Origin of the sequence: Streptomyces rugosispiralis (assembly GCF_024505145.1) — a bacterium.
Lineage (GTDB): Bacteria > Actinomycetota > Actinomycetes > Streptomycetales > Streptomycetaceae > Streptomyces > Streptomyces rugosispiralis.
Map to the genome: position 1 here is coordinate 493462 of NZ_JANIAA010000001.1, position 22951 is coordinate 516412.

Annotated in this window: 23 protein-coding genes; 18 read left to right on the forward strand and 5 right to left on the reverse strand. The window is 70.5% G+C overall.

Annotated features, from left to right (window positions below; all coding sequences use genetic code 11):
- Positions 1-22: 22 nt before the first annotated feature.
- From NP777_RS02185 to NP777_RS02205, 5 genes are all read left to right on the forward strand, one after another.
- A complete protein-coding gene (locus tag NP777_RS02185; protein ID WP_256648266.1) occupies positions 23-517 on the forward strand; it encodes a GntR family transcriptional regulator in 495 nt (164 codons plus the stop codon).
- On the forward strand, positions 514-1857 hold the full coding sequence (locus tag NP777_RS02190) for an alpha-D-ribose 1-methylphosphonate 5-triphosphate diphosphatase (protein WP_256648267.1): 1344 nt from the start codon (positions 514-516) through the stop codon (positions 1855-1857). Before NP777_RS02185 ends, NP777_RS02190 begins: the two co-directional genes overlap by 4 nt.
- Entirely contained in the window at positions 1854-2684 is an 831-nt protein-coding gene (locus NP777_RS02195; RefSeq protein ID WP_256648268.1) for an inositol monophosphatase family protein, read from the forward strand. The genes NP777_RS02190 and NP777_RS02195 overlap by 4 nt, the downstream gene beginning before the upstream one ends.
- Positions 2681-3244, forward strand: coding sequence for an HD domain-containing protein (locus NP777_RS02200; RefSeq protein ID WP_256648269.1), 564 nt, complete (start codon positions 2681-2683; stop codon positions 3242-3244). Before NP777_RS02195 ends, NP777_RS02200 begins: the two co-directional genes overlap by 4 nt.
- 265 nt (positions 3245-3509) lie before the next feature.
- Positions 3510-4469, forward strand: coding sequence for an alpha/beta hydrolase family protein (locus tag NP777_RS02205; RefSeq protein ID WP_256648270.1), 960 nt, complete (start codon positions 3510-3512; stop codon positions 4467-4469).
- A gap of 61 nt (positions 4470-4530) precedes the next feature.
- Here NP777_RS02205 and NP777_RS02210 read toward each other — a convergent pair whose 3' ends face one another.
- Both NP777_RS02210 and NP777_RS02215 read right to left on the reverse strand, forming a co-directional pair.
- Complete coding sequence (locus NP777_RS02210) at positions 4531-4821, reverse strand: hypothetical protein (RefSeq protein ID WP_256648271.1); 291 nt, start codon at positions 4819-4821, stop codon at positions 4531-4533.
- Complete coding sequence (locus NP777_RS02215) at positions 4818-5102, reverse strand: hypothetical protein (protein ID WP_256648272.1); 285 nt, start codon at positions 5100-5102, stop codon at positions 4818-4820. Before NP777_RS02215 ends, NP777_RS02210 begins: the two co-directional genes overlap by 4 nt.
- A gap of 375 nt (positions 5103-5477) precedes the next feature.
- Between NP777_RS02215 and NP777_RS02220 the strand changes: the two genes are divergently transcribed.
- Positions 5478-5924 (forward strand): MarR family winged helix-turn-helix transcriptional regulator, encoded by a 447-nt coding sequence (locus tag NP777_RS02220; RefSeq protein WP_256648273.1) that lies wholly within the window; start codon positions 5478-5480, stop codon positions 5922-5924.
- Between the two features lie 8 nt (positions 5925-5932).
- Here NP777_RS02220 and NP777_RS02225 read toward each other — a convergent pair whose 3' ends face one another.
- On the reverse strand, positions 5933-6667 hold the full coding sequence (locus NP777_RS02225) for an SDR family oxidoreductase (RefSeq protein WP_256648274.1): 735 nt from the start codon (positions 6665-6667) through the stop codon (positions 5933-5935).
- Between the two features lie 298 nt (positions 6668-6965).
- Between NP777_RS02225 and NP777_RS02230 the strand changes: the two genes are divergently transcribed.
- A complete protein-coding gene (locus NP777_RS02230; RefSeq protein WP_256648275.1) occupies positions 6966-8639 on the forward strand; it encodes an NAD-dependent malic enzyme in 1674 nt (557 codons plus the stop codon).
- Positions 8636-10114, forward strand: coding sequence for a class II fumarate hydratase (gene fumC / locus NP777_RS02235; RefSeq protein ID WP_256648276.1), 1479 nt, complete (start codon positions 8636-8638; stop codon positions 10112-10114). Before NP777_RS02230 ends, fumC begins: the two co-directional genes overlap by 4 nt.
- A gap of 299 nt (positions 10115-10413) precedes the next feature.
- On the opposite strand, the gene NP777_RS47990 is transcribed toward fumC, so the two are convergent.
- Positions 10414-11034 carry a TetR/AcrR family transcriptional regulator gene (locus NP777_RS47990; RefSeq protein ID WP_256648277.1) on the reverse strand — a complete coding sequence of 207 codons (621 nt, stop codon included), beginning with the start codon at positions 11032-11034 and terminating at the stop codon, positions 10414-10416.
- Positions 11035-11269: 235 nt separating this feature from the next.
- On the opposite strand from NP777_RS47990, the gene NP777_RS02245 reads away from it, so the two are divergent.
- The 4 genes from NP777_RS02245 to NP777_RS02265 all read left to right on the forward strand — a co-directional run bounded on the left by NP777_RS02245 (position 11270) and on the right by NP777_RS02265 (position 14720).
- On the forward strand, positions 11270-12136 hold the full coding sequence (locus NP777_RS02245; RefSeq protein ID WP_256648278.1) for an SDR family NAD(P)-dependent oxidoreductase: 867 nt from the start codon (positions 11270-11272) through the stop codon (positions 12134-12136).
- 49 nt (positions 12137-12185) lie between these two features.
- Positions 12186-12773, forward strand: a complete 588-nt coding sequence (locus NP777_RS02250) for a cytosine permease (RefSeq protein ID WP_256648279.1) — start codon at positions 12186-12188, stop codon at positions 12771-12773.
- 280 nt (positions 12774-13053) lie between these two features.
- Positions 13054-14244 (forward strand): ATP-grasp domain-containing protein, encoded by a 1191-nt coding sequence (locus tag NP777_RS02260; protein WP_256648280.1) that lies wholly within the window; start codon positions 13054-13056, stop codon positions 14242-14244.
- Positions 14241-14720 (forward strand): hypothetical protein, encoded by a 480-nt coding sequence (locus NP777_RS02265; protein ID WP_256648281.1) that lies wholly within the window; start codon positions 14241-14243, stop codon positions 14718-14720. The genes NP777_RS02260 and NP777_RS02265 overlap by 4 nt, the downstream gene beginning before the upstream one ends.
- A 48-nt stretch (positions 14721-14768) precedes the next feature.
- On the opposite strand, the gene NP777_RS02270 is transcribed toward NP777_RS02265, so the two are convergent.
- Positions 14769-15302, reverse strand: a complete 534-nt coding sequence (locus tag NP777_RS02270) for a DinB family protein (RefSeq protein WP_256648282.1) — start codon at positions 15300-15302, stop codon at positions 14769-14771.
- Between the two features lie 164 nt (positions 15303-15466).
- On the opposite strand from NP777_RS02270, the gene NP777_RS02275 reads away from it, so the two are divergent.
- From NP777_RS02275 to NP777_RS48420, 6 genes are all read left to right on the forward strand, one after another.
- On the forward strand, positions 15467-16642 hold the full coding sequence (locus NP777_RS02275; protein ID WP_256648283.1) for a serine hydrolase domain-containing protein: 1176 nt from the start codon (positions 15467-15469) through the stop codon (positions 16640-16642).
- A gap of 143 nt (positions 16643-16785) precedes the next feature.
- Entirely contained in the window at positions 16786-18186 is a 1401-nt protein-coding gene (locus NP777_RS02280) for a WD40 repeat domain-containing protein (RefSeq protein WP_256648284.1), read from the forward strand.
- Between the two features lie 221 nt (positions 18187-18407).
- Complete coding sequence (locus NP777_RS02285) at positions 18408-19181, forward strand: TIGR03084 family metal-binding protein (protein WP_256648285.1); 774 nt, start codon at positions 18408-18410, stop codon at positions 19179-19181.
- 113 nt (positions 19182-19294) lie between these two features.
- Positions 19295-20155, forward strand: a complete 861-nt coding sequence (locus tag NP777_RS02290; RefSeq protein WP_256648286.1) for an ornithine cyclodeaminase family protein — start codon at positions 19295-19297, stop codon at positions 20153-20155.
- A 286-nt stretch (positions 20156-20441) separates the two neighbouring features.
- Positions 20442-21326: an MFS transporter gene (locus NP777_RS48415; protein WP_391858440.1), complete on the forward strand. Its 885-nt coding sequence runs from the start codon at positions 20442-20444 to the stop codon at positions 21324-21326.
- A gap of 7 nt (positions 21327-21333) precedes the next feature.
- Positions 21334-22905: an MFS transporter gene (locus NP777_RS48420; protein ID WP_391858441.1), complete on the forward strand. Its 1572-nt coding sequence runs from the start codon at positions 21334-21336 to the stop codon at positions 22903-22905.
- Positions 22906-22951: the final 46 nt, after the last annotated feature.

Below are 22951 nucleotides of genomic sequence, written 5' to 3' on the forward strand. Positions count from 1 at the left end.
TGGGCCGATCACAGTTCCCGGTGTGAGTGCGACCAGGTATCTGGAGATCGCGGAGCGGTTGTCCGCCGAACTGGCCGAGTGTGCTCATGGCACCCGGGTGGCCGGCGAGGCCGAGATCGCCCGGCGGTTCGGCGTGGGCCGGGCCGCCGCACGGGCCGCCGTTCAGGAATTGGAGCGCCGGTTCGTCGTCCGCCGGACCCAGGGAGCGGGCACCTTCGTCAACCGGCGGATCGACTACGTCATCTCGCCTGAGCGCCAGCGGGTGAACCTCGCCGCGGGCACGGTGCAGCCGCCCCGGCTGCTGCTGCTCGACGAGCCGGTGTCCGCGCTGGACCCGGCCGACCGGGAGGCCGCGCTGGAGCTGGTCGACTCGCTGACGGGGCAGGGCGTGGCCGTCCTCGCCGTCTTCCACGAAATGGACGCCATCCGGCGGCTGGCGTCCCGGGTGGTGTTCGTCGGCGAGGGCCGGATCGCCCGGCAGGGCGCGCCGGATCAGATGCTGGAGGCAGCGGCATGAACACGGACCTGATGAGCAGGGGGCCGGCCGCGGCGCCGGCCCAGGGCTGGACGCTGGGCGGCCCGCCCCGGGACTACGTGCTGGGGCACGTACGGGCGGTGCTGCCGGACCGGGTGCTGGACGACGCGCTGGTCGCGGTCCGGGACGGCAGGATCGCGGAGGTCGCACCGCACCCGGCCGGTGTGGAGGCCGATGTCGACGGCCAGGGAATGCTGTGTCTGCCCGGTCTGGTGGATGTGCACAGCGACGGCCTGGAGAAGGAGCTGCTGCCGCGGCCCGGGGCCGAACTGCCCCTGGACTTCGCGCTGTTGTCCTTCGAGGGCAAGCTGCGCGCGGCCGGTGTCACCACGGCGTACCACGGCGCGGCGTTCGAGGAGAGCGGCGGGCGCGGTATGCGCCGCACCCTGGAGAACGCGAAGCGGATCTGCGCGGCCGTGGAGAGCCGTGGCGACGGCGGCCTGGTGGACCACCGGATCCTGCACCGGCTGGACGTCCGCTGTCCGGAGGGCCTGGCCGGGCTGCGGCAGCGGCTGGAGCGGATCGGTGGCGCCGCGCGTGGACCGGTCCTCGTCTCGCACGAGGACCACACCCCGGGCCAGGGGCAGTACGCGGACCGCGGCTACTACGAGCGGTACCTCGTCGGCACCCGCGGGGTCACCGAGGACGAGGCCCGCGCCTATGTGGACCGGCTGATCGAGGACCGGGACGGCCGGCTCGACGTCCGCGAGGAGGCGCTGGGCTGGCTCGGCGAGCAGGCCCGCGCGGACCGGATCCGGCTGCTCGGCCACGACCCCAGCTCGGCGAAGGAGATCGGGGAGCTGCGGATGCGGGGCGGTGCGGTGGCGGAGTTCCCCACCACGGTGGCCGCCGCGGAGGCCGCGTACGAACACGGCATGCCGACGGTGATGGGCGCGCCCAACGTGCTGCGCGGCCATTCGCACAACGGCAACGCCTCCGGCCGCGAGTTGGTCGGCCGCGGCCTGGTCACCGCGCTCGCCTCCGACTACCTGCCGTCGGGGCTGCTCTCGGCGGCGCTGCTGCTCGCCGAGGAGGGGCTGGCGCCGCTGCCCGCGGCGGTCGGCCTGGTCACCAGCGGTGCCGCGGACGTCGCCGGTCTCCCGGACCGCGGCCGGCTCGAGGCGGGTCTGCGGGCCGATCTGGTGCTGGCCGAACCGGGCCGCCCCTGGCCGGTCGTGGCGGCGGTCCTGCGCGCGAACCCCGAAGCGGGCTCGGACTCGGCATCGGGCTCGGACTCGACATCGGGCTCAGACTCGGACTCGGACTCGACATCGATCTCGCGAACGAATTCGCGAACGAACGCGGGAGGTGACGCGGCATGAGCGGCCGGATCCCCTGGCCGGTGCCCGAACCGCATCTGCCGACCGGCGTCCACCCGGCGCTGGCCGCGGCGACCCGCGCCGCCACGGACGCGTTCCGCGCCGCGCGCGAGGCGTACGACCGCGCCCAGCTGGCCGAGAAGGTGCAGGTCGGCGCGGACGGTACGCCCACGATGCGGCTGGACATCCTGGTGGACACCGCGATCGCCGAGGTGGTGAACGCCCACCGGATCAATCTGCTCAGCGAGGAACTGGGCAGCATCGACAACGGATCCGCCGTCACCCTGGTCACCGACCCGGTGGACGGCACGGCGAACGCCGCCTCGGGTGTCCCGCTGTCCGCGTTCGCGGGTGTCATCGCGGTGGACGGTGTGCCGACCGAGGCGCTGACCAGCTGGCTGGACACCGGGCGCTGCTGGCACACGGTGGCGGGTCAGCCGTCCCCGTACCGCACGAACGGCCGTACGGAGCTGGACGGCGCGGCCGTGAGTCTGCTGCGGCCGCAGCCGCACATCGCCGACGCGTGGTGGCGGGTGGCGACGCGGGCGGCCAGGATCCGCATCCTGTCCACGAGTTGCCTGGAAGCGGTGCTGGTGGCAGAGGGGTCCACGGACGCCTTCGCCGACGCCGGTTCCGACACCCACCGGATCGTGGACCTGGCGGCCGCGATGGTGACCGTCCCCGCGGCGGGCGGCGCGGTGATCGATGTGCACGGCCGCCCGCTGGAGATCGACCCCGACCTCACCCGCCGCTGGTCGGGCGTGGTCGCGGCCACCCCGCGGCTCGCGGAGGAACTGGCGGAGACCATCCGCGGAACGGAGGACCGATGACCACCCCCACCCCCCTCGACCCGCTGACGAACGAGGAGCTGACCGCGCTCGTGGACGGCCTCGCGGGCCTGCCGTACGACGGCGAGGCCGTCGACCAGCGGACACACGCGCTGCAGACGGCGTGGCTGGCGATGGACGCGGGCGCGGACGACGAGCTGGTGGTGGCCGCGGCGCTGCACGACATCGGCCGTGCCCGGCCGGTCCGGGCCGAGCACCCGGGCCTGCCGCACGAGGTGGCGGGCGCCGAGTTCGCCCGCCGCCGGGTGAGCGAACGGGCGGCGTGGGTCATCGCCCAGCACGTACCGGCCAAGCGCTATCTGGTGGCGACCGACGCGGAGTACCACGCCCTGCTCAGCCCGGCGTCGGTCGCGTCCCTGAAGGTCCAGGGCGGCCCGATGGACGGGCGCGAGGTGGCGGAATTCGCGGCCCATCCACTGGCCGAGGACGCGGTCGCGCTGCGCCGCTGGGACGACGCGGCCAAGGACCCGGACGGCCCGCGACTCGCGATGCCGACCCTCCTGGCGGCCCACGCCCGCTGCGTGGCGGCGCGGCGGGCCTGAGAGTGATCGCGTCCCGGGGGCAAAAGGCGGTGGTCAAGGCTCTGTGTCCGGAGGGCATGGCGCCGCACGTCCGCCGTGTTCCGTGGCCGGCCGCCTGAGCTGCCGCACGGTCAACCGCTTTGACAAAACGGAACGACGCTCCGTACATTAATCGGAACGACGATCCGTTTTCGGCGCTGTCCGAAACCGGACACTCCTGATCGCCTCATCCGCCCCGGCCGAACGAGACCGGGGGCAGAGGCCATTGAAGGGATATGCGCACACCATGAGTGAATCCACATACGCGGCCGACGCCTTCGGCTCACCCGCTCCCGTCCTCTCGGTCAGCCCGGTGGTGCTGCCCGCCCCCGACCGGGCCGTGGACCTGGAAGTGCGCGTCTCCGCGCCCGTGACCGGGAGCGACCTGCCGGTCATCCTCCTCTCACACGGTCAGGGCTACTCGAACCACCTCTCCTCACTGAACGGATACGCCCCTCTCGTCAACTTCTGGGCCGCCCACGGTTTCGTGGTCATCCAGCCCACCCATCTGAGCTCACGGACGCTGACCCTGGACTCCGACACCCCCGGCGCGCCGCTGTTCTGGCGATCGCGCGCCGAGGACATGATGCGCGTCCTCGACCAGCTCGATGTGATCGAGGCCGCCGTTCCGCAGATCCTCGGGCGCGTCGACCGGAGCAAGGTGGCCGTGGCCGGGCACTCGATGGGCGGGCACACCGCGAGCCTGCTGCTGGGCGCCCGGCTCACCGATCCGGAGGACGGAACGGAGGTGAACCTGACCGAGCCCCGGATCACGGCGGGCGTCCTGCTCGCCGCGCCCGGCCGGGGCGGCGACGCCCTCACCGAGTCCACGGCCGGGAACTTCCCCTTCTTCCTGACCACGGACTTCTCCAAGATGGCCACGCCCGCGCTCGTGGTCGCCGGCGACAAGGACGCCTCTCCCCATCTGACGGTCCGGGGCCCGGAGTGGCACACCGATCCGTACTTCCTCTCCCCCGGCCCCAAGTCCCTGCTCACGCTGTACGACGCGGAGCACGGGCTCGGCGGGATCTCCGGCTACGACGTCGCCGAGACCACCGACGAAAACCTCCAGCGCGTGTCCGCGGTCCAGCGGCTCACCTCGGCCTACCTCCGCACACAGCTCAGCCCCGGGGATTCCGCGTGGCAGACGGCGTGTGACGCGCTGGCGGCCGGCCCCAGCCCGCTCGGACGCGTCGAATCGAGGTAGACCGGGAAGGCGGCACCTCCCCGCGCCGGCCCGGGAGCCCCGCCCGTCCCGGCGCGGAAGGTCAGCGGAACCAGACCAATACGGGGACGCGGATCTCGCGGAGCTCGGGGAGGACGACGTACTCGAAGACGACCGGCTCGCCGCCGATCTGCAGGCTGTACCGGGCGCCCAGGTCGTCCATGGGGTCGCCGGGGGGCCGTCGGTCGCGGTCGATCGCGCCGCCGACTTCGAGGGCGAGCGCGCTCAGGAAGTTCACCACCTTCTTGGAGAGGTCCGGCGGCATGTCGAGCAGCGTCCGGGCGGGAATCTCCTCGGTCCACGCCGTCCAGCCGCCGCGCGGCCGGGGGCTCATCGGGTGATTCCCTCCAGCCGGTCGGCGAGGTCGTCCACGGAGACCAGGCGGGTGCCGGCGGCGGCGTTGGAGCGGCTCTCGGCGGCGCCGGGGGCGCGGTCGAGCATGGCCGCCTTCCACCATTTGCGCATGACACCCGGAACGGTTTCCTCCTCGGCGGCCAGCACCTCGGCGTAGAACTGGGCCCGGTTCGCTCCGGTCAGCGCGTCGCCGATGCCGTTGATCGTGTTCGGGATCGCCGGGGTCCTGCGGTCGGTGGGGTGTTCGGGCTGTGCGCTCATCTCCGCGTTCCCTTTCCCGCATCGGGTGCGACGGTCGGCGGCCCCCGGTCGAGACGCCGTCGCTCGGGTCATTCTCCCGCAGGACGCGTGCTCCATGGGGCGCAGTGGGAGATCAGGGTAGCCGGTGGGCCGCTCCACCATGGGCGCAGCCAATGGCCGCGCCACCGTACGGTCCGGTCGGCCCCGGCCACCGTTCACCCACAGGGGAGACAGCGGCCCCGTACCACCGCGGCGGTACGGGGCTCCGCGGCGTCGGCGAGCGCTGCCCAGGTTCGGTCGGCGTCAGCGAGCGCTGCCCAGGTTCGGTCGGCGTCGGCGCCCTCGAGCATGAAACCGTCGCATATTGCGTGCGTCGCGCACGCTAGTGTTGGGGTCATGCCGAACGATGTGGGACACGAGATCGCCGACGCGCTGGGAACGCTGCTCAGGCGCAGCACCCGCGAGCGGATCTACCGACGTCTGACCGAGGGCCTCGGCGAGGCCGTGGACGAGGTGACCTATCCCGTGCTCAGCGGGCTCGCCCGCACCGGCCCGCGCAGTGCCGCCGGCCTCGCCGACGAGATCGGTCTGGACCGCTCCGGCGTCACCCGCCGCGCGACCCGCCTGGAACAAGCCGGTCTGCTGCGCCGCGAGCCCGACCCCGCCGACCGGCGCGCCACCCTGCTCGCCCTCACCGAAGCCGGGCGAGCGGCGATCGAAACGACCCGGCAGCGCCTCGCCACGCACATCGAGGACTCCCTGGCCTCCTGGCCACCCGGCGAGGCGCAGACCTTCGCCCGCCAACTGCGGCGCTTCGTCGACCACGGGCCCTTCACCGCATAGGCGCACCACTACGAGGCAGCGAGCCAGTCGGCGTAGCGGGTGGGGGCGAGGTCGGCGCCCGTATCGGTGAGGACGTCGCCCTTGACCTCGCCGAACATACCGGCGGTCGGGTCGGTGACGACAGTGCGGTTGTCCCCCTTCGCCGCCAGGGTGATCCGGCCCAGCTCGTCCAGGGAGAAGACCTCGGGACCGGCGATGTCGCGAATGCCGCGCAGCGGGGGGCCCTGGGCCACATCCGTCACCGCGGCGGCCACGTCCTTGGCGGCGATCGGCTGGATCGGCGTGGCGGGCAGCCGGACGGTCTCGCCGTCGGCGGTCCAGGACATGGTGGCGTCCATGAACTCCATGAACTGCGTCGCCCGGACGATCGAGTAGGGGATCGGCCCGGTCGCGAGGAGTTCCTCCTGGAGCGCCTTCGCCCGGTAGTAGTCCAGCTCCGGCACCTGGTCCACACCGACGATCGAGAGGATCACGAAATGGCCGACGCCGGCCTTCTGGGACGCGGCCAGCAGGTTGTCCATCGAGGTCCGGAAGAAGGCCAGGGAGGCTTCGTCGAACGTCGGGGAGTTCGCGAGGTTGACGACGACGTCGGCCCCCGCCGTGGCCTCGTCCAGCCCCGTGCCGCTGATGATGTCGACTCCCGTGGATGGCGAAGCGGGCACCGCCTCGTGCCCGGCGGCCTTCAGGTTGTTGACGACCTGCGACCCGATGAGCCCGGTGCCGCCGATGACCGCGAACTTCATGACAGGCCCTTTCGTTGAGATTCATCCATGAGGTTTATCCGTAAAGAGAGGTGTGTCCGTAACGAGACGGATAACCCCCGCACATCCATCCATGCACCGGGCTCGACCACGTTCCGTCCCAGGCCGTCCACGGGCCACGGACGGGACGGCTCCGGGGCGCCATCCCACCTCGCTCAAGATCGACGAGCGGCAGTGGGAGCCCTGTGCGCACGGTAGAGATGGCGTCGCGGGATTCTCCCGGCCCGGGTGGCGTGCGGCGCAGGCACACACATGCAGACGCACCTTGGGGAGAGGCATCATGGCCAAGAGCACCGCACGGACTCCTGCCACTCCGGACGCCCTGATGGATCCACTCCTCAACCGTGGCGTGGCGTTCACCCGGCCGGAGCGGGACGAGCTGGGCCTGACCGGGCGGCTGCCGTCCGGCGTGCTGACGCTGGAGCAGCAGGCGCGGCGCGCCTACCAGCAGTTGCGAGCCCAGGGCAGCGACCTGGCCAAGAACGTGTACCTGGAGCAGCTGCACGACCGCAACGAGACCCTGTACTTCGAGGTGCTCACCGACCACCTCGTGGAGCTGTTGCCGATCGTGTACGACCCCACGGTCGGCGAGGCGATCGAGAAGTACTCCCATGAGTACCGCCGCCCCCGTGGCGTCTTCCTCTCCATCGACGACCCGGAGGGCATGGAGAAGGCCTTCGCCACGTTCCGGCTCGGGCCCGAGGACGTGGACCTGATCGTGTGCACCGACGCCGAGGAGATCCTGGGCATCGGCGACTGGGGCGTGGGCGGGATCCAGATCTCGGTCGGCAAGCTGGCGGTCTACACCGCGGCGGCCGGTATCGATCCGCGCCGTGTCATCGCCGTGTCACTGGACGTGGGCACGGACCGCGAGTCGCTGCTGAAGGACCCGTTGTACCTGGGCAACCGGCATCCCAGGGTCCGCGGCGCCGACTACGACGCGTTCATCGAGGCGTATCTGCGCACGGCCTCGTCGATGTTCCCGGGCGCGCTGCTGCACTTCGAGGACTTCGGCCCGAGCAACGCCCGGCGGATCCTGGAGACATACGGCCGCAGCTACCGGATCTTCAACGACGATATGCAGGGCACCGGTGCGATCACCCTGGCCGCGGCCCTGTCGGCGGTCGAGGTCGGCGGGGTACGGATGCGCGACCAGAAGCTCGTGGTCTTCGGGGCCGGCACGGCCGGGGTGGGCATCGCCGACCAGCTCCGCGATGCCATGATCCGCGACGGCGCGAGCCCCGAGCAGGCCACCGCGCAGGTCTGGCTGATCGACAAACCGGGCCTGCTCACCCGCGACATGACCGACCTGCGCGACTTCCAGCAGCCGTACGCGCGCGACCGGTCGGAGGTCGCCGACTGGGCGGCCGACGGCGGCGCGATCTCGCTGCTGGAGACCGTGCGCCGGGTCGAACCGACGATCCTGCTCGGCACCTCGACCGTGCCCGGGGCGTTCACCCGCGAGGTCGTCGAGGCCATGGCGGCGGGTACCGAGCGCCCGATCGTCTTTCCGCTCTCCAACCCGACCTCGCGCATCGAGGCCATGCCGGACGACATCATCGCCTGGTCGAAGGGCAAGGCCCTGATAGCGACCGGCATCCCCGTCCCGCCCGTGGAACACGACGGTGTGACCTACCGGATCGCGCAGGCCAACAACGCGCTGCTGTACCCCGGGCTGGGCCTGGGCACGATCGTCTCCGGAGCGTCCACGGTGACCGCGGGGATGCTGCTCGCGGCCGCTCAGGCGGTGGCCGACCAGGTCGACCTCGGGCAACCGGGCGCTTCCCTGCTGCCGCCGGTGGAGAACCTGCGGGAGTCCTCGGCGGCCACCGCGACGGCGGTGCTCAAGGCGGCGGTCGGCGAGAGTGTCGCCACCAGCAAGCCGGCCGATCCCGCCCAGGCCGTCCACGAGGCCATGTGGGAGCCCGCCTACGGCGACGGAGCGGCGTCATGACCGCGCGGCACCCCGCCCCGGGCGGCAGCGACAGCGCTCCGGAGATCCTCGACCTGCCCATCGGTCTGCACGCGGCGGGCAGCCGCCGGGAGACCGACTCGATGGGTGCCATCGACGTTCCGGCGGACCGCTATTGGGGCGCGCAGACTCAGCGGTCCCTGATCCACTTCTCCATAGGGGACGACCGGATGCCGAAGGCCGTCTACCACGCCTACGGCCACGTCAAGAAGGCCGCCGCGATCGTCAACGGGCGGGCCGGGCGGCTGCCGGCCTGGCGGGCCGAGCTGATCCAGCGGGTGGCCGACGAGGTCATCGCGGGCCGGCTCGATGAACACTTCCCGTTGTACGTGTGGCAGACGGGGTCCGGGACGCAGTCCAACATGAACACCAACGAGGTGATCAGCAACCGGGCGATCCAGCTGGTCGGGGGCGAGTTGGGCAGCAAATCGCCCATCCACCCCAACGACCACGTCAACATGGGGCAGTCCTCGAACGACACCTTCCCCACCGCCATGCACGTGGCCGCGGTCAAGGCGGTCCACGAACGTCTGCTGCCCAGCGTGCGGGCGCTCCAGCGGGCGATCGAGGCCAAGGCCGGCCAGTGGCGCGACGTGGTGAAGATCGGCCGCACCCACCTGGAGGACGCGGTGCCGCTCACGGTCGGACAGCAGTGGTCCGGCTACGCCCGTCAACTGGACCAGGCCGCGGACCGGCTCGCCGGGTCCGCGGAAGGACTGCACGAACTCGCCGCGGGCGGCACGGCGGTCGGTACCGGCCTGAACGCGCCACCGGACTTCGGCGAGCGGATCGCCGCCGAGATCGCTTCGGCCACCGGCTACCCGTTCACCACCGCCGTCAACAAGTTCGCCGCGCAAGGCGGCCTGGACGCCATGGTCGGCGCCTCGGCCGGGCTGCGGGCCCTTGCCGTACCGCTGATGAAGATCGCCAACGACATCCGGTGGCTGGCCTCGGGGCCCCGCTGCGGCCTGGGTGAACTGCACCTCCCGGCGAACGAGCCGGGATCCTCGATCATGCCGGGCAAGGTCAACCCGACCCAGTGCGAGGCGATGGTCATGGTCTGCATCCAGGTGCTGTCCGAGGACACGGCCATCGCCTTCGCGGGCTCACAGGGCAACTTCGAGCTCAACGCCATGCGCCCTGTCATCATCAACAACTTCCTGCACGCGGCCACCATCCTCGCGGACGCCTGCGCCAAGCTGCGTCAGTACTGCATCGAGGGCGCCCGGCTCAACCGCGACCAGATCGACGATGACGTCAACCGGTCCCTCATGCTGGTCACCGCCCTCTCCCCGGTCATCGGCTACGACAAGGCCTCGGCCATCGCGCACAAGGCCGACGACGAGGGCACCACCCTGCGGGAGGCCGCGCTGGCCTCCGGCGACGTCACCGCGGCGGACTTCGACCGCATCGCCGACCCGGCCACCATGGTCGGCCCGGTCGAGCGGCGCGGCTGAACGGCCCGGTCGAGCGGCGCGAGTGAACGGCGCAGGCGAACGGCGCGAGTGAACGGCGCGCCACAGCTACCTCGGCCGGGCATCCAGGTGATCACCGTGACAACGGCCGGGACCGCCCCCGTCGTGCGGGCCGCGGAGTTCCGATTGTAGATATATGCGTCCGCCTCGCTCGGAACGTACGCTTCCGCACCTATGTCGTGCCACACTGTGGGTGGCCCTCACCGCATCCCCCGTCGGTGAGGGCCACTTACGTGAGCACGGCGCCGATCAAGAAGCGTCGGCCGGCTCAAGAAGCAGGCTCAAGAAGCATCGGCGACCAGCTCCTGGTGGACGAAATCGACCAGGAGTTCGCGCATGGTCCCGATGGTCATGCCGGGGACTCCGGTCAGCACCTGGATGGCCGCGCCGTCGGTCAGGGCGGTCAGGCGCAGCGCGACGACGTGCGGATCGGCGTCCGCGCGGAAGACGCCCTGCCGCTGGCCGCGCTGGACGATCCGGCGGACCGTTTCCTGCCAGCGTGCGTAGTACTCGTTGTGGGCCGGGCGGAATTCGGGGCGGATGGTGGCCTCGGCCCAGTACTGGAGCCAGATGGCCCACTCGTCCCGTACCTGGCCGACCCGTGGCAGCTGCATGTCGATGAGCTTCAGCAGCCGCTCGTGTGCGTTGTGAACGGCGCGCAGTTGGGTGGACTGGCGGGCGAAGGCCCGGTCGACGCAGTACTTGAGGGCCTCCGCCAGGACGTCGTTCTTACCCGGGAAGTAGTAGTGCACCGTGCCGGTGCTGGTGCCACAGACCTTGGCGATGTCGGCGATGCGCACGGCGTGGAAGCCGCGCTCGGCGATCAGCTGCCATGTGGCGTCGAGGATCCTCGCCCTGCGGTCCTCGTCGCTCCTGGGCTCCGCCTTCGTCCCTGTGGTCACATCGTCTCCCCGTGGTCCTCGGTCCTGGTTCCCCTGTCTGCACCGGCGCTCAGCATCCGGTCATTCTGACGGAAGCGTCAGTTCCTCGGCAAGTCCGGGGTCCGCGGTGAACCCCTTCTGCCACGGGAATTTTCCGGCCGCTACCCCTTGGCGCCAGTCTCGCCGAGAGGGCTAACTGACGCATCAGTCAAACCTTTGGCACCCACACCTTTGGCACACAGATCGAGGAGGCTCTGTGCGCACTGACCAACCCCTGCCGCCGGTCGGCGGACTACGGCCGGATGTCCACACCGGCAAGGTCGCGCTGGTGACCGGCGGGGGCACCGGCATCGGCCGGGCCACCGCCCTGGACCTGGCCGCCGGCGGCGCGAGCGTCGTGATCTGCGGGCGCCGCCCGGAGCCCCTGGCGGAGGCCGCCAAGGAGATCGAGGCCCTCGGCGGCTCCTGCGTCACGCTGTCCGCGGACATCCGCGAGGAGAGTCACGTCACCACGGTCGTCGACCGCGCGCTCGACGCGTTCGGGCGCATCGACGTCCTGGTCAACAACGCGGGCGGACAGTTCTCCGCACCCGCCGAGGAGATCAGCCCCGGCGGCTGGCGGGCCGTGCACCGGCTCGCCGTCGAGGCCACATGGGCGATGACCCGCGAGGTCGCCCGCCGGGCGATGATTCCGCGGCGCTCGGGCGCGGTGTTCTTCATCGCCTTCTCCCCGCGCCGCGGCATCCCCGGCTTCGCTCATGCCGCCTCCGCGCGGGCCGCGGTGGAGAACCTGGCGGCCGGGCTCAGCCTGGAGTGGAGCCGGTACGGCATACGCACCGTGTGCGTGGCCCCCGGCACCATCGCCACCGGGGGCCTGGACGACCACTACACCCCGGAGGACCGGGAGCGCTGGGAGAGGTCGGTGCCGCTCGGCAGGCTCGGCCGGCCCGAGGACGTCTCCGGCCTCATCTCCTTCCTCGCCTCCCCCCAGGGCTCGTACATCACCGGCACCACCGTCGTCGTCGACGGCGGAGCCGACGCCTGGGGTGCCGGTCACCCCGTACCCGACGTACCCCACCACCTCACCACGCCGGACTCGTCCCCCAATAAGGACAACCCATGAGCCTCTCCGCCACCGAGCGGCGCGTTCCCGGACGCGCGACGGTTTCGGCGTGGCGCTGCTGCTGTTGTCGGTGATTCCGCTGTTCACCATCGGCACCCTCAACTTCTACGGCGGCAGCCTCACGTTGCTCTCCAGCATCGACTCGGTGAAGCGGATTCCGCTGACCCTGGGGACCCGCGTCACCACGCTGGTGGTCCTGGGCGTGGTCTCGACCGGCCTCGCCTTGAGCGCCAACGATGACTTCCTGACCACCTTCGGGGACTTCCTGATCGCCCTCGGCTACCTCTTCACCCCGTGGACGGTGATCAACCTGATCGACTTCTATGTGGTGCGGCGTGGCCGCTACTCGATCCGCGAGATCTTCAACCCCCATGGCATCTACGGCCGCTGGAACTGGCGCGGGCTGACCGCCTACGGCGTCGGCTTCGCCTCGATGCTGCCGTTCGCCGTGATCGGCGACGTGGAGGGGCCGCTCGCGCACTGGGTCAAGGGCGCCGATGTCACCCTGCTGGTCGGACTCGCCATATCGTCCCTGCTCTACCTGGTGCTGTGCCGCTCGCTCGACATCGACGCCGAGCGCGCCGTCGTCACGTCCGCCGACGCCGCGTCGGCGTCGGCGTCGGCGGAGGCGGGCTGATGGGCTCGGGCATCGCCGAGGTGTGCGCCCGCGCCGGACTCGACGTCCTCGTCGCCGAGTCCGGCACGGACACCGCGACCACGGCCCGCATCCGCGCACCCCGCCGCCCCTGCTGCCGCGGATGGTGGAAGCCGGGCTCCTCGGCCGGAAGGCGGGACGCGGATTCCATACGCGTCCTCACCACGGAGATTGACCCGTGACCTACATCACAGACCCCGCTTGCGTATTCCCATGAAATGATGTTCAGGGTTTTGGCTGGACGTAATCGGGGGAGACGCGAATGCCGACGATGATTGTCATCGGATTCCGGGACGGCCTGGACGAGGCACTGCGACGCCGAGATCTGGAGCCCTTTTATATCGTTCGGCCCCCGGTGAACCCTCCGGAGGGCCGGGGATTCACGTACGTCACCGACATGGAGAATGCCCAGGAAATATTGCGGGCGGTGCTTTCCGCGCGACTCGACGATATCGCCGGAGTACTGACCGTCCATGAGATGGGTGTATTCGGAGCGGCCTACCTTCGACAGCAGCTCAGCCTCCCCGGCAATACGGATTCAAAGACCACACTGTATTTCCGGGACAAGTACCTGCAGAAGAGCAAGCTGCCGCCCGACGTCAGACGAGCGCGCTGCCGATATGTCTCCGCGGGCACGTCGTTCAAGGATCTCGCCGACGATCTGGGAGAGGTCTTCGTGGTCAAACCGGCCACCGGAGCCGGTGCCCTCCGTACGGCCATCGTCCGGTCCCCGGAAGAGTACGAACGAGCCTTGACCCTGTTCACGGGGGAGTCGGACGTCGAGGTCGTCGCCGAGTCCTTCATCGACGCGCCGGAGGTCTACCTGGACGGCATCTGGCAGCACGGCCATCTGCGGTGGTCGTCCATGAGCCGCAACCACACCTCACCGCTGAGTGCCGTCCAAGGCGGTGTCCTGGCCGCCCACATCCTGGACAGAAGGCGCTGTCCGACGCTGTTCCAGCAAGCAGAGACACTCGCCGGGCAGGCACTCACAAGCCTCGACGCACCCGATTGCGTATTCCATCTGGAAGCATTCACGGAAGACGCGGGGCCGACGTTCGGCGAGTGCGCCATCCGCCTCCCGGGTGCGCTCTCCCCCCAGGTCAACAAGCTGACATTCGGCGTCGACCTCTTCGACGCCGAGATCAGTCTCGCACTCGGGGAAGAGCTGACCGAGCCGCTCAACACCGGTGACCCGGATCGCTTCTACGGGTACATCCTGCTACGCCGCCCGAAGAGCGGAAGTCTCACTCAACAGGATTTCGAGCGCGACTTCCGTTTCGACGAGCTCCAGTATTCCTCGTCGCCTGACACGCCGGTCGGTCCCTACGGTCGCGTGGGGCAGGCCGTCGTATCCGACCAGGATGAGCTGAAACTGCACCAGACCATCGAGGAGATCATGCGGTTCAACGAGGCCGGTGGCGGATACTCGCAGTCCCGGGGTGAATCATGATCGTGGGTCTCGGCATCTCCGCGTTGTGCGCCTTCGGCGCGCTGATCGCCCTTGTCGGCGTCATCGCGATGGCGCTCCCGGGCCGGCCCCAGCCGTGGCCGGTGCATCTGATGCGGCGTGGCGCATCGCTGGCCGCCGCTGCCGCGGCGTCCATCTATATTCTGGGGCTCTTCGCCGTTCTCACGTCCGAGCATGAGTTCAACAACGGCGCCAGCTCAGTGCCGGCTCCGGCATGCCGTGAGGGCTTCGACCCGGGCGTCGTCCAGCACCTCTCCCATCACCGGTCGTCCTACCTGCCGCTTCGTTTCGACTGCGTCCTCGACGACGGCACCTTCTACTCCAGCGACCCCCGTTACGCATCGATGAACTGGATGGCCCTGCTCCTCGCGCTGTCCGGTGCGTCGCTCGCCATCGGCGCGGGCTACGTGACCGAACTCCGTGCCCGGAAGCACGCGCGTTGCCGCCAAAAGCGTTGACGCTTCGCGTGCGGCATGTCCCGCGATGCATCAGCGGTCCCGGGCGCCTCACTCGCCGGTCTGGCCGTCGATCAGCTCACGCGCGATGTCGAGGTGACCGACGTGGCGGGCGTACTCCTGGAGGATGTGGAAGAGGATCCGCCCGAGCGAGGGCGCTTGTCCGGGCGTCCTGAAGCGGCCCCCGAGGCGTGCCTTGTCGCTCAACACGGCGGCTGCCGTGAGGGAGTTCGCGGCGGTCACCTCCGCTTGGTAGGCGGCGATGACCCGCGCGGTAGAGGTGCCGGCGGCGACCGCCCACTCCTCGGCGTCTCCGCCGGGTGGATAGGCGACGACGTCCTGGGCCGCGAATCCCCATCGCATCCAGCGGCGTTCGACCCAGCCGAGATGCTGGACCAGTCCGAGCGGCGACCAGCCGAGTGGTTCGACGGGCGTGCGGAGCTGGTCGTCGGTGAGTCCGGCGAGCTTTCGCATCAGGGCCTCTCGGTACCACTCCAGGTAGCCGAGGAGCAGTTCACTGGCGTCGGATATGTCGACGGCCGGGCCGTCGAGGAGCGCGGGGGCCGGTTCCGGAGGTTGCTGCATGCCGCGAACGTAGCGCGGGCACGGAGTCGGTCGCACGGCCCTGCCGTCAACCGCCACGGCGGCCCGTGGGGCTGGTCCGGGAAGGGCACTGTGGAAAACCCGACGCCGAGCCCTCGGGTTGGCCGGATGGCTGGCCCGGCACACCCATTCCTAGGCTCGGAAGCATGTCGATGACCCGTCGCAGGACCACCTGCCGGACAGCAACCGTCGTCGCTGCCGCGTCCCTCGTCGCACTCGGACCGGCAGGGCCCGTCACCGCGGCCGCCGCCCACCCCTCCCAACTCCAGCGGGACGCCGACGCACTTCATGACGATGGCGTCACGGGGGTGTCGGTCACCCTGGAAACGCCCGAGGGAGTGCGAACGGCCCGCAGCGGGGTCGGTGACCTCAGCACCGGACGGCCGGTGCCCCGGAACGGCTATATGAGGATCGGCAGCACCACGAAGACGTTTGTGGCGACCGTGCTGCTCCAACTCGTCGGCGAAGGACGGCTGTCGCTGGACGACACGGTGGACAGCCGGCTGCCGGGCGTCGTACACGGCCAAGGCAACGACGGACGCCGGATCACCGTGCGCCAACTGCTCCAGCACACCAGCGGGCTGCCCGACTACATCGGTGATGTCGTGCCGGACCTCAGCGCCGCCGGATATCGCAAGAATCGCTGGACCACCTATACCTCCGAGGAACGCGTCGCCTTCGCCATGCGGCACCCGCCGTCCTTCGAACCCGGCACCGGCTGGAAGTACTCCAACACCAATTACCTCCTCGTGGGCATGATGATCAAAGCGGTCACGGGCCATTCCTGGGCGCAGGAGGTTCAGGACAGGATCGTGCGTCCCTTGCGGCTCACGCACACGTTCGCCCCCGGCGACTGGCCACTCCTGCCCGGCCCCCACGCCCGCGACTACCAGCAGTTCGAGCCGGGCGGCGCCATGACCGACACCACCATCGCCTACCTGCCCTTCGACGGTGACGCCGACGGGTCGGTGATCAGCACGGCGAAGGACGTCAACAGGTTCTTCACCGCGCTGGTGGGAGGTGAGCTTCTGGCCCCCGCGCAGCTGGCCGAGATGCGGCACACGGCCGAAGTGCCCCCCGGGCACGGTTCGCCGCCGGGCACGCGCTATGGCCTCGGCCTCGAGTGGACCCCGCTGTCCTGTGGCGGCGGGTACTGGGGACACAGCGGCAATGGATTCGGCTCCACGGCGTGGCCCGCCTCCGACGGGCGAAGCGCCATCACCGTCTCCTTGCACAGCCGACCGGGCGATGAGGACACCGAAAGGCGACAGCTCCGGGATGTCGCCGACCTCGTCGACCACGCTCTGTGCTCCTCGGAGTAGGCGTCGGCCATTCATCGTGGGCGACGGCGTGCGTTCGCTGTCGGACCTCTCTGGAAACATCAGGGGCGTTCCGACACCGGGCGAAGGGCCAACAGCCCGGTGTCGGTGTGGGTACGCACCACCACTTCCGGAGGGGACGACGAATGTCGACCGACATGTACGGCGTACGGGTTCTTGCCGTGGAACCGGATGAGCTCCGCGCCAGGCTGAAGGTGTTCGTCGTCTACTACGACGTCGGCTCGCGCACCCATATCCCGCTGCCGGACGAGGAGCCCAACACCTTCCTGCACTTCCTCTGGGAGGCGGCGTCCGGCTATCTCGGCGACGGCGACGACCGCACGGGCCCGCTCGGGCGCGCCATGAGCACCAGCCAGCTCCTCGACTACGAATGGGCCGATACCAACGCCCGCCGGTTCATCTCCCGGGTCGAGCGGGTGCGGATCCGCAACCACCCGCTCACCGACGACCAGTGGGAGGACATGCACGACGTCTACTACGAGCGCGACGGGGCCTGGAAGGACGAGGATCTGCTGGTCCAGGCCGAGTACGAGATCCGGGTCACCGACCGCAAGTGGCTGGAGCCGCTGAGCGTGGGCGACGGCTGGGGCTCGGCGGCCTTTCCGCTCAACGGCGACAGCTGGACGGCCGAGGACTCCCCGCACATCCCCGATCTGGCCCAACCGGCCGTCACCCTGCTGCCGTTCGAGACCGGGACCGGCAGTGTCGAGTACGACCACGTGAACGGGATGGACTTCTCCGACGACGGCGAGTACCTGGCCGTGTGCAGCGATCAGGGGCGGGTGTGGGTCTACGACACCGCCGAGTGGAGCGAGGTGGTGCACACCCACGCCGGCGACTGGATCGTGCCGCTGATGATGTGGGTGCCGGGCGGCCACGTCCTCGTGGTCAAGGGCTACAGCACCGTCGGCGAACCGGAGGAGCGGAAGCAGTGGGCCTACGACGTCGACCGGCGTGCGGAGGTCGAGGCCCCCTTTCAGCTCGGGCATCGGCGCTCACGCGACGGCGCGCACCGCATCACCCCGAACGGTGCCCGCGAGGGCGGTTTCGACCTGCACGGCGACGAGCGTGAGCCCTTCCACCGCGTCTCCCACGCCGGTGAGTGGGATCCGATCCAGTGCACGGCCTTCTCCGGCGACTCGTCGCGGCTCTTCCTCGGCGCGCAGCAGAACCTCTATGTCGTCGACACGACGACGGGCGAAGTGATCGACAAGGTCCACGACGCCTCGGAGCGGCTGTTCACCCTCGCTTCGAACGAGGACGGCGGCTATCTGGCCGTCGGCAGCTTCAGCCGCAAGCTGAGCTATCTGGAGTTCCGCGAGCGGCGCCCGCACGAACTGTGCGTCTGGCGGATGGCCGACAAGAAGATCATCCTTGGCCGCCAGCTGCGCACCTACGTCGACGCCCTCAGCTGGTCCCCGGACAACCGCTGGCTCGCCGCCGCCCTGGAACCCCTCTCCGACCAGGGCTTCCACCGCGGCAAGGCCGAGTTGGCCGTCTTCCCGATGGGCCCGGTCGACGACTGAGAGACCCGGGGCGATCAGCCAGTACCCGCGCCCGTAGCCGGCGATGACGGCCCCGGCCACGGCGGCCCGCTCCGGCGTAGAACGCCCGGCAGCCGTCATCGGACAGGACCTGCTGGTCAGCCACCTCATGTACCCGGGCTCAGGTAGCCTGACCACAAACCGGATCAACTTACCTGTCCCAACGGGGCAAGCCCGTTGCCGTCAACGTGAAGGTAACACTGATGTTGGACTACGGCCTTGACATGTCCGGCGTGGAGCACGACCTCGCTCTGCCCGACTTGGTGGCTGAAGGCGACGAGCTGGACGCCCTGGTATCAGCGCGGACCGACTGGTCCACGCCTACGCCGGCAGCGGGATGGACGATCGCCCACCAGATCGCTCATCTTGCCTCAGCCGATGCGAACGTCCTCATCGCCATACGGACCCCGGACGCGTTCGACGCGGTGCTGAAGCAGGCAGAAGCCGCAGGCAGCCAATACGCCGACCTCGACGCCGCCGAGGGAGCAGCCACACCGCGATCAGCACTGCTGGAACAGTGGCGCGCCGGCCGAACCGAGGTGGCAGCGGCGCTACATGACATTCCACTGGACCATGGGTTTCCGTGGTACGGCTCGCAGCTGACCGCGGCGCTCATGGTGCCGCTTCGACTGATGGAAACGTGGGCTCACGGGCAGGACGTTTTCGATGCGCTGGGTGTCTCACGCCGTCCCACGGGTCGGCTCCAGCATGTGGCCGCGTTGGGAGTGATAGGACGAGAGTTGTCGTTCCACGCTGCCCAGTTGCCTGTTCCGGCGGAGCCGTTCCGCGTCGAGCTGACCGGTCCCGACGGCCAAACCTGGGCATGGGGCCCGGAGGATGCCGGGCAGCGGGTTCAGGGCAGTGCCCTCGACTTCTGCCTTCGAGTCACCCAACGCAGGTCCCGAGCCGAAACTGGGCTCACGGCGGACGGCAAGGATGCGCGGAAGTGGCTTGATATTGCCCGCGTTTTCCTCTGAATCGGCCAGAGCCGACGGCTCCCCGTCCATTCCGCGCAATTCTTCCTCGATCCGGAGGATCCGTTCCCGGAGGGCTTCTACCTGTGATCCCGTTTCTGGAAGGCGCCCCGCCCATGGCGGCCGCCATCGATGTCCTGCGCAAGAGCCTGCTCGACGGACTGGACCCGGAGGCGGGGCCGCCGCGCTCCGTCGTCCCGGTGCCACACGGCCAGCTCCTGCTCATGCCCGCGCACTGGGGAAGCTACGCCGGGGTGAAAATGGTGACCGCGGCACCGGGCAACACCGCCCGTGGCCTCCCCCGCATCCAGGGAAACTACCTGCTCCTGGACGGCGAGACCCTCACACCGCTGGCCCTGCTCGACGGGATCGCCCTCACATCCGTACGCACCGCCGCCGTGTCGGCGGTGGCCGCCGACGCGCTGGCCAGGCCGGATGCGAGCCGACTCGTCCTGTTCGGAACAGGGCCGCAGGCCCGGTCCCATCTGGAGGCCCTCAGCTGCATCCGGCCGCTCCAGGACGTCGTGGTCGTCGGCCGGGACGCCGACCGCACCCGCGCCTTCGCGGCGGAGGTCGGGGCGCGGGTCGGCACCGTGGACGACATCGTGCACGCGGATGTCGTCGCGTGCTGCACGACGGCACGCACCCCGTTGTTCGACGGCGCACTGCTGCCGACATCGGCGACCATCGTGGCCGTCGGCTCGCATGAGCCCGACGCCCGGGAGGTCGACGAAACGGCGGTCGCCAGGTCCACAGTGATCGTCGAAGCGGTCTCGGCCGCGCTGCGCGAAGCCGGCGACGTGGTCCAGGCGGTCCAGGCGGGCGCCGTCGACCCCGGCGAGCTGGTGGGCCTGGCCGATGTCGTGTCGGGCAGGCATGAGATCCCCCCGGACCGGCCGCGCTTCTTCAAGAGCGTAGGGATGGCCTGGGAAGACCTGGTACTCGCCGCGGCCCACTTCGAGGCAGCCGGGACATGAACTGACCGTCCTGGCCGGGCGGTCAAGGGCGCGGTGTCGAGTTGGGGGCGGGTCCCGCTCCCGTCGTACGCGCCGCCGCGCCGGACCCCCGCTCCGCCGGTGTCGAGGACGGTGCAGCGGTGGTCCCCGGCGTGCGCACGGCACCGTACAGATGTCGGAGATCCTTCGAAACAGTCGCCTCGGTGTCGGTTCTCCGAGCTCCGCGGGCTGTGGCTGGCTCCTGGACGGGACTGGCTGGAAAGTGATCGCCGTGTCGGCGACCCCGCCGCGCCGAAAAGGAGGATTTGTGAACGTCGGAGCAACCGCGACCGGGTCACGGCGGAGTCCGAGAGCCACGATCGTCATGGCCTGTGTCGGGGTGTTCGTCGCCTATCTGCCGGTCACCAGCGTCTCGGTGAGTCTTCCCGCCATCCAACGGGCCCTGCACGCGTCGACATCTCAACTGTCGTGGATCTCCGATGCGTTCGTCCTGCCCATGGCGGCCCTCATTCTGAGCGCCGGTGTCTTTGGAGACGTACACGGCCGCAAGAAGGTCTTCCAGGCGGGCCTGTCGTTCGCCGTCATCGGGGCCGCCGTCGCCCTGAGCGCGCGGTCGGTCCAGATCCTGTGGGTCGGGCAGGCTCTGGCCGGGCTGGGCGCGGCCGCGCTGCTGCCCACCACGCTGGCGCTGATCAGCCACGCGGTGCCCGATCCGCACCGGCGCGCGAAGTTCGTCGGGCTGTGGGCGGCGGCCCTCATGACGGCACTGGCCGTCGGCCCCCTGATGGCGGGGGTCATCCTCGACCACGCCGCCTGGCGCTGGATCTACCTGCCGACCATCCCCGTGGCCGTCGTCACCATGGTGATCGCGGCGCCGCTGGTGACCGACTCCCGGGCGCCCGGCTCCCGCCGGCTGGACTGGCCCGGCCAGATCACCGCCGCGTTGGCGATCACCTCACTCGTCTACGGCGTGATCGAGGGCGGCGCCGAATCCTTCTCCGAGCCCCGGGTGATCATCGCGCTGGCGCTCGCGGCCGTCAGCGCCCTCGCCTTGATCCTGGCCGAACGGCGCAGTGCCAGCCCGATGCTGGACCTGGCGCTCTTTCGCAGCCCGGCGTTCAGCGCCACGACGCTGATCGCGATGATCAGCTTCCTGGGGCTGATCGGTTTCTTCTTCGTCCTCAGCCTCTAACTTCGGCATGGTGCAGCGGCTCGACACCCTCGACGCGGGCTACCGGCTGCTGGCGGTGACGGCGGTGTGCCTGATCGTCGGGGTGGTGGTCGGGCCGTTGATGCGCCGGATCTCGGCGCGCGTCCTGATCACCACGGGCCTGTTGCTCACCGCGGGGGCCCTGGTGTCCCTGACCGCGCTCGACGCGCACACGCCGTTCGGTGCGCTGGCCTGGCGGCTGGCCCTGCTGGGCCTCGGCCTGGGCCTGGTCGTCACGCCCATGACCGCCACCGCCGTCGCCTCCGTGCCGCACCATCTGGCCGGTATGGCGGCGGCGGGCAACAACGCCTTCCGGCAGGTCGGCGGCGCCCTCGGCCCGGCCGTTCTGGGCGTGCTGCTGACCACCAGGACCACCGACACCCTCCCCAGCCATCTTGCGGCCGCCGGCGTCGACGGCGCGACCGCGCAACGAATCACTGCGGCCGTGGACGCCGGCGGGCTGGGGACAGTGGCCCGGATGGACCTGGGAGCGAACACCGGCCGCGCCCTGGACGCCCTGTCCGCGGCCTTCCTCGACGGCCTTCACCTGTGCCTGATCGTGGCCGCGGCCCTCGCGCTGCTCGCCGCCATCGTCGGGGCGGTGCTGCTGCGCACCCCGCGGACCTCGGCCCCCGCGGCACCCGAGGAGGCGAAGCCGTCGCCCGCGGTGGAGCCGGAGCCGGTGCTGATCGGCGCGGCCGCCGCGCACGGTGGTCCGGCGCGGGCATCTCTTCGGCAGCCGGGCGGACACGGCTCCGCGAGCGACAACACCGGCGTCTCGACCGAGACCGGTCCCGGACCACTGCTGAACGGCCGGGTCCGGGACGCCGCCGGCGACGACATGGCGGGCGCCACGCTCACGCTGATCTCGCCGGCCGGGCATCAGGTTGGCCGGGCGGTGGCCCACAGCGCCGGCCGCTACGAGCTGACCGCCCCGGCAGCGGGGTCGTACGTGCTGATCGCCGCGGCGGATGGCCACCAGCCCCAGGCGACCACGGTCGTGCTCCACGAGGAGCCGCTGCCCCATGACGTGGTTCTGTCCGGGGCCGGCAGGCTCGACGGCAACGTGGTCTCGGCCGGTGACGGGGTGCCCGTGGAGAGCGTCATGGTCATGGTCACGGACGTTCGCGGCGATGTACTGGCCAGCGGCATGACCGACGCCTCCGGCGGGTTCGGCTTCGGTGAGCTGCCGGCCGGCGACCACACCCTCACGGTGAACGCCCCCGGGTTCCGACCCGTCGCCCTCCCGGTTCAGCTGTCCGGCTCCGGAGCCACCACGCTGGAGGTGCCACTGCGGTCGGGCGCGCGGCTGCGGGGCGTCGTGCGAGCGGGAGCGGGCCGCCGAGCCCTCACCGACGCGCGGGTGACGCTGGTGGACGCGGCCGGAAACGTGGTGGGCACCACGACCACCGGCTCCGACGGCGCCTACTCCTTCACCGACCTGGACGCGGGCAGCTACTCGCTGATCACCGCCGGATACCCGCCCGTGGCCACCACGGTCACCCTGCACGGCCAAGGCCTGGACAACGTCCACCTGGAGCTGGCTCACCCGGACAACTGAAGCGCCGCCCCCAAACCGACCGCTCACGCACATACCGGATACGGTC

Excerpts from the sequence above, each read along its gene's own strand:
- NP777_RS02190 (WP_256648267.1), top strand. The coding sequence starts at position 514 with ATGAACACGGACCTGATGAGCAGGGGGCCGGCCGCGGCGCCGGCCCAG.
- NP777_RS02195 (WP_256648268.1), top strand. The coding sequence starts at position 1,854 with ATGAGCGGCCGGATCCCCTGGCCGGTGCCCGAACCGCATCTGCCGACC.
- NP777_RS02200 (WP_256648269.1), top strand. The coding sequence starts at position 2,681 with ATGACCACCCCCACCCCCCTCGACCCGCTGACGAACGAGGAGCTGACC.
- NP777_RS02205 (WP_256648270.1), top strand. The coding sequence starts at position 3,510 with ATGAGTGAATCCACATACGCGGCCGACGCCTTCGGCTCACCCGCTCCC.
- NP777_RS02210 (WP_256648271.1), bottom strand. The coding sequence starts at position 4,821 with ATGAGCCCCCGGCCGCGCGGCGGCTGGACGGCGTGGACCGAGGAGATT.
- NP777_RS02215 (WP_256648272.1), bottom strand. The coding sequence starts at position 5,102 with ATGAGCGCACAGCCCGAACACCCCACCGACCGCAGGACCCCGGCGATC.
- NP777_RS02220 (WP_256648273.1), top strand. The coding sequence starts at position 5,478 with ATGCCGAACGATGTGGGACACGAGATCGCCGACGCGCTGGGAACGCTG.
- NP777_RS02225 (WP_256648274.1), bottom strand. The coding sequence starts at position 6,667 with ATGAAGTTCGCGGTCATCGGCGGCACCGGGCTCATCGGGTCGCAGGTC.
- NP777_RS02230 (WP_256648275.1), top strand. The coding sequence starts at position 6,966 with ATGGCCAAGAGCACCGCACGGACTCCTGCCACTCCGGACGCCCTGATG.
- fumC (WP_256648276.1), top strand. The coding sequence starts at position 8,636 with ATGACCGCGCGGCACCCCGCCCCGGGCGGCAGCGACAGCGCTCCGGAG.
- NP777_RS02260 (WP_256648280.1), top strand. The coding sequence starts at position 13,054 with ATGCCGACGATGATTGTCATCGGATTCCGGGACGGCCTGGACGAGGCA.
- NP777_RS02265 (WP_256648281.1), top strand. The coding sequence starts at position 14,241 with ATGATCGTGGGTCTCGGCATCTCCGCGTTGTGCGCCTTCGGCGCGCTG.
- NP777_RS02270 (WP_256648282.1), bottom strand. The coding sequence starts at position 15,302 with ATGCAGCAACCTCCGGAACCGGCCCCCGCGCTCCTCGACGGCCCGGCC.
- NP777_RS02275 (WP_256648283.1), top strand. The coding sequence starts at position 15,467 with ATGTCGATGACCCGTCGCAGGACCACCTGCCGGACAGCAACCGTCGTC.
- NP777_RS02280 (WP_256648284.1), top strand. The coding sequence starts at position 16,786 with ATGTCGACCGACATGTACGGCGTACGGGTTCTTGCCGTGGAACCGGAT.
- NP777_RS02285 (WP_256648285.1), top strand. The coding sequence starts at position 18,408 with ATGTTGGACTACGGCCTTGACATGTCCGGCGTGGAGCACGACCTCGCT.
- NP777_RS02290 (WP_256648286.1), top strand. The coding sequence starts at position 19,295 with ATGGCGGCCGCCATCGATGTCCTGCGCAAGAGCCTGCTCGACGGACTG.
- NP777_RS48420 (WP_391858441.1), top strand. The coding sequence starts at position 21,334 with ATGGTGCAGCGGCTCGACACCCTCGACGCGGGCTACCGGCTGCTGGCG.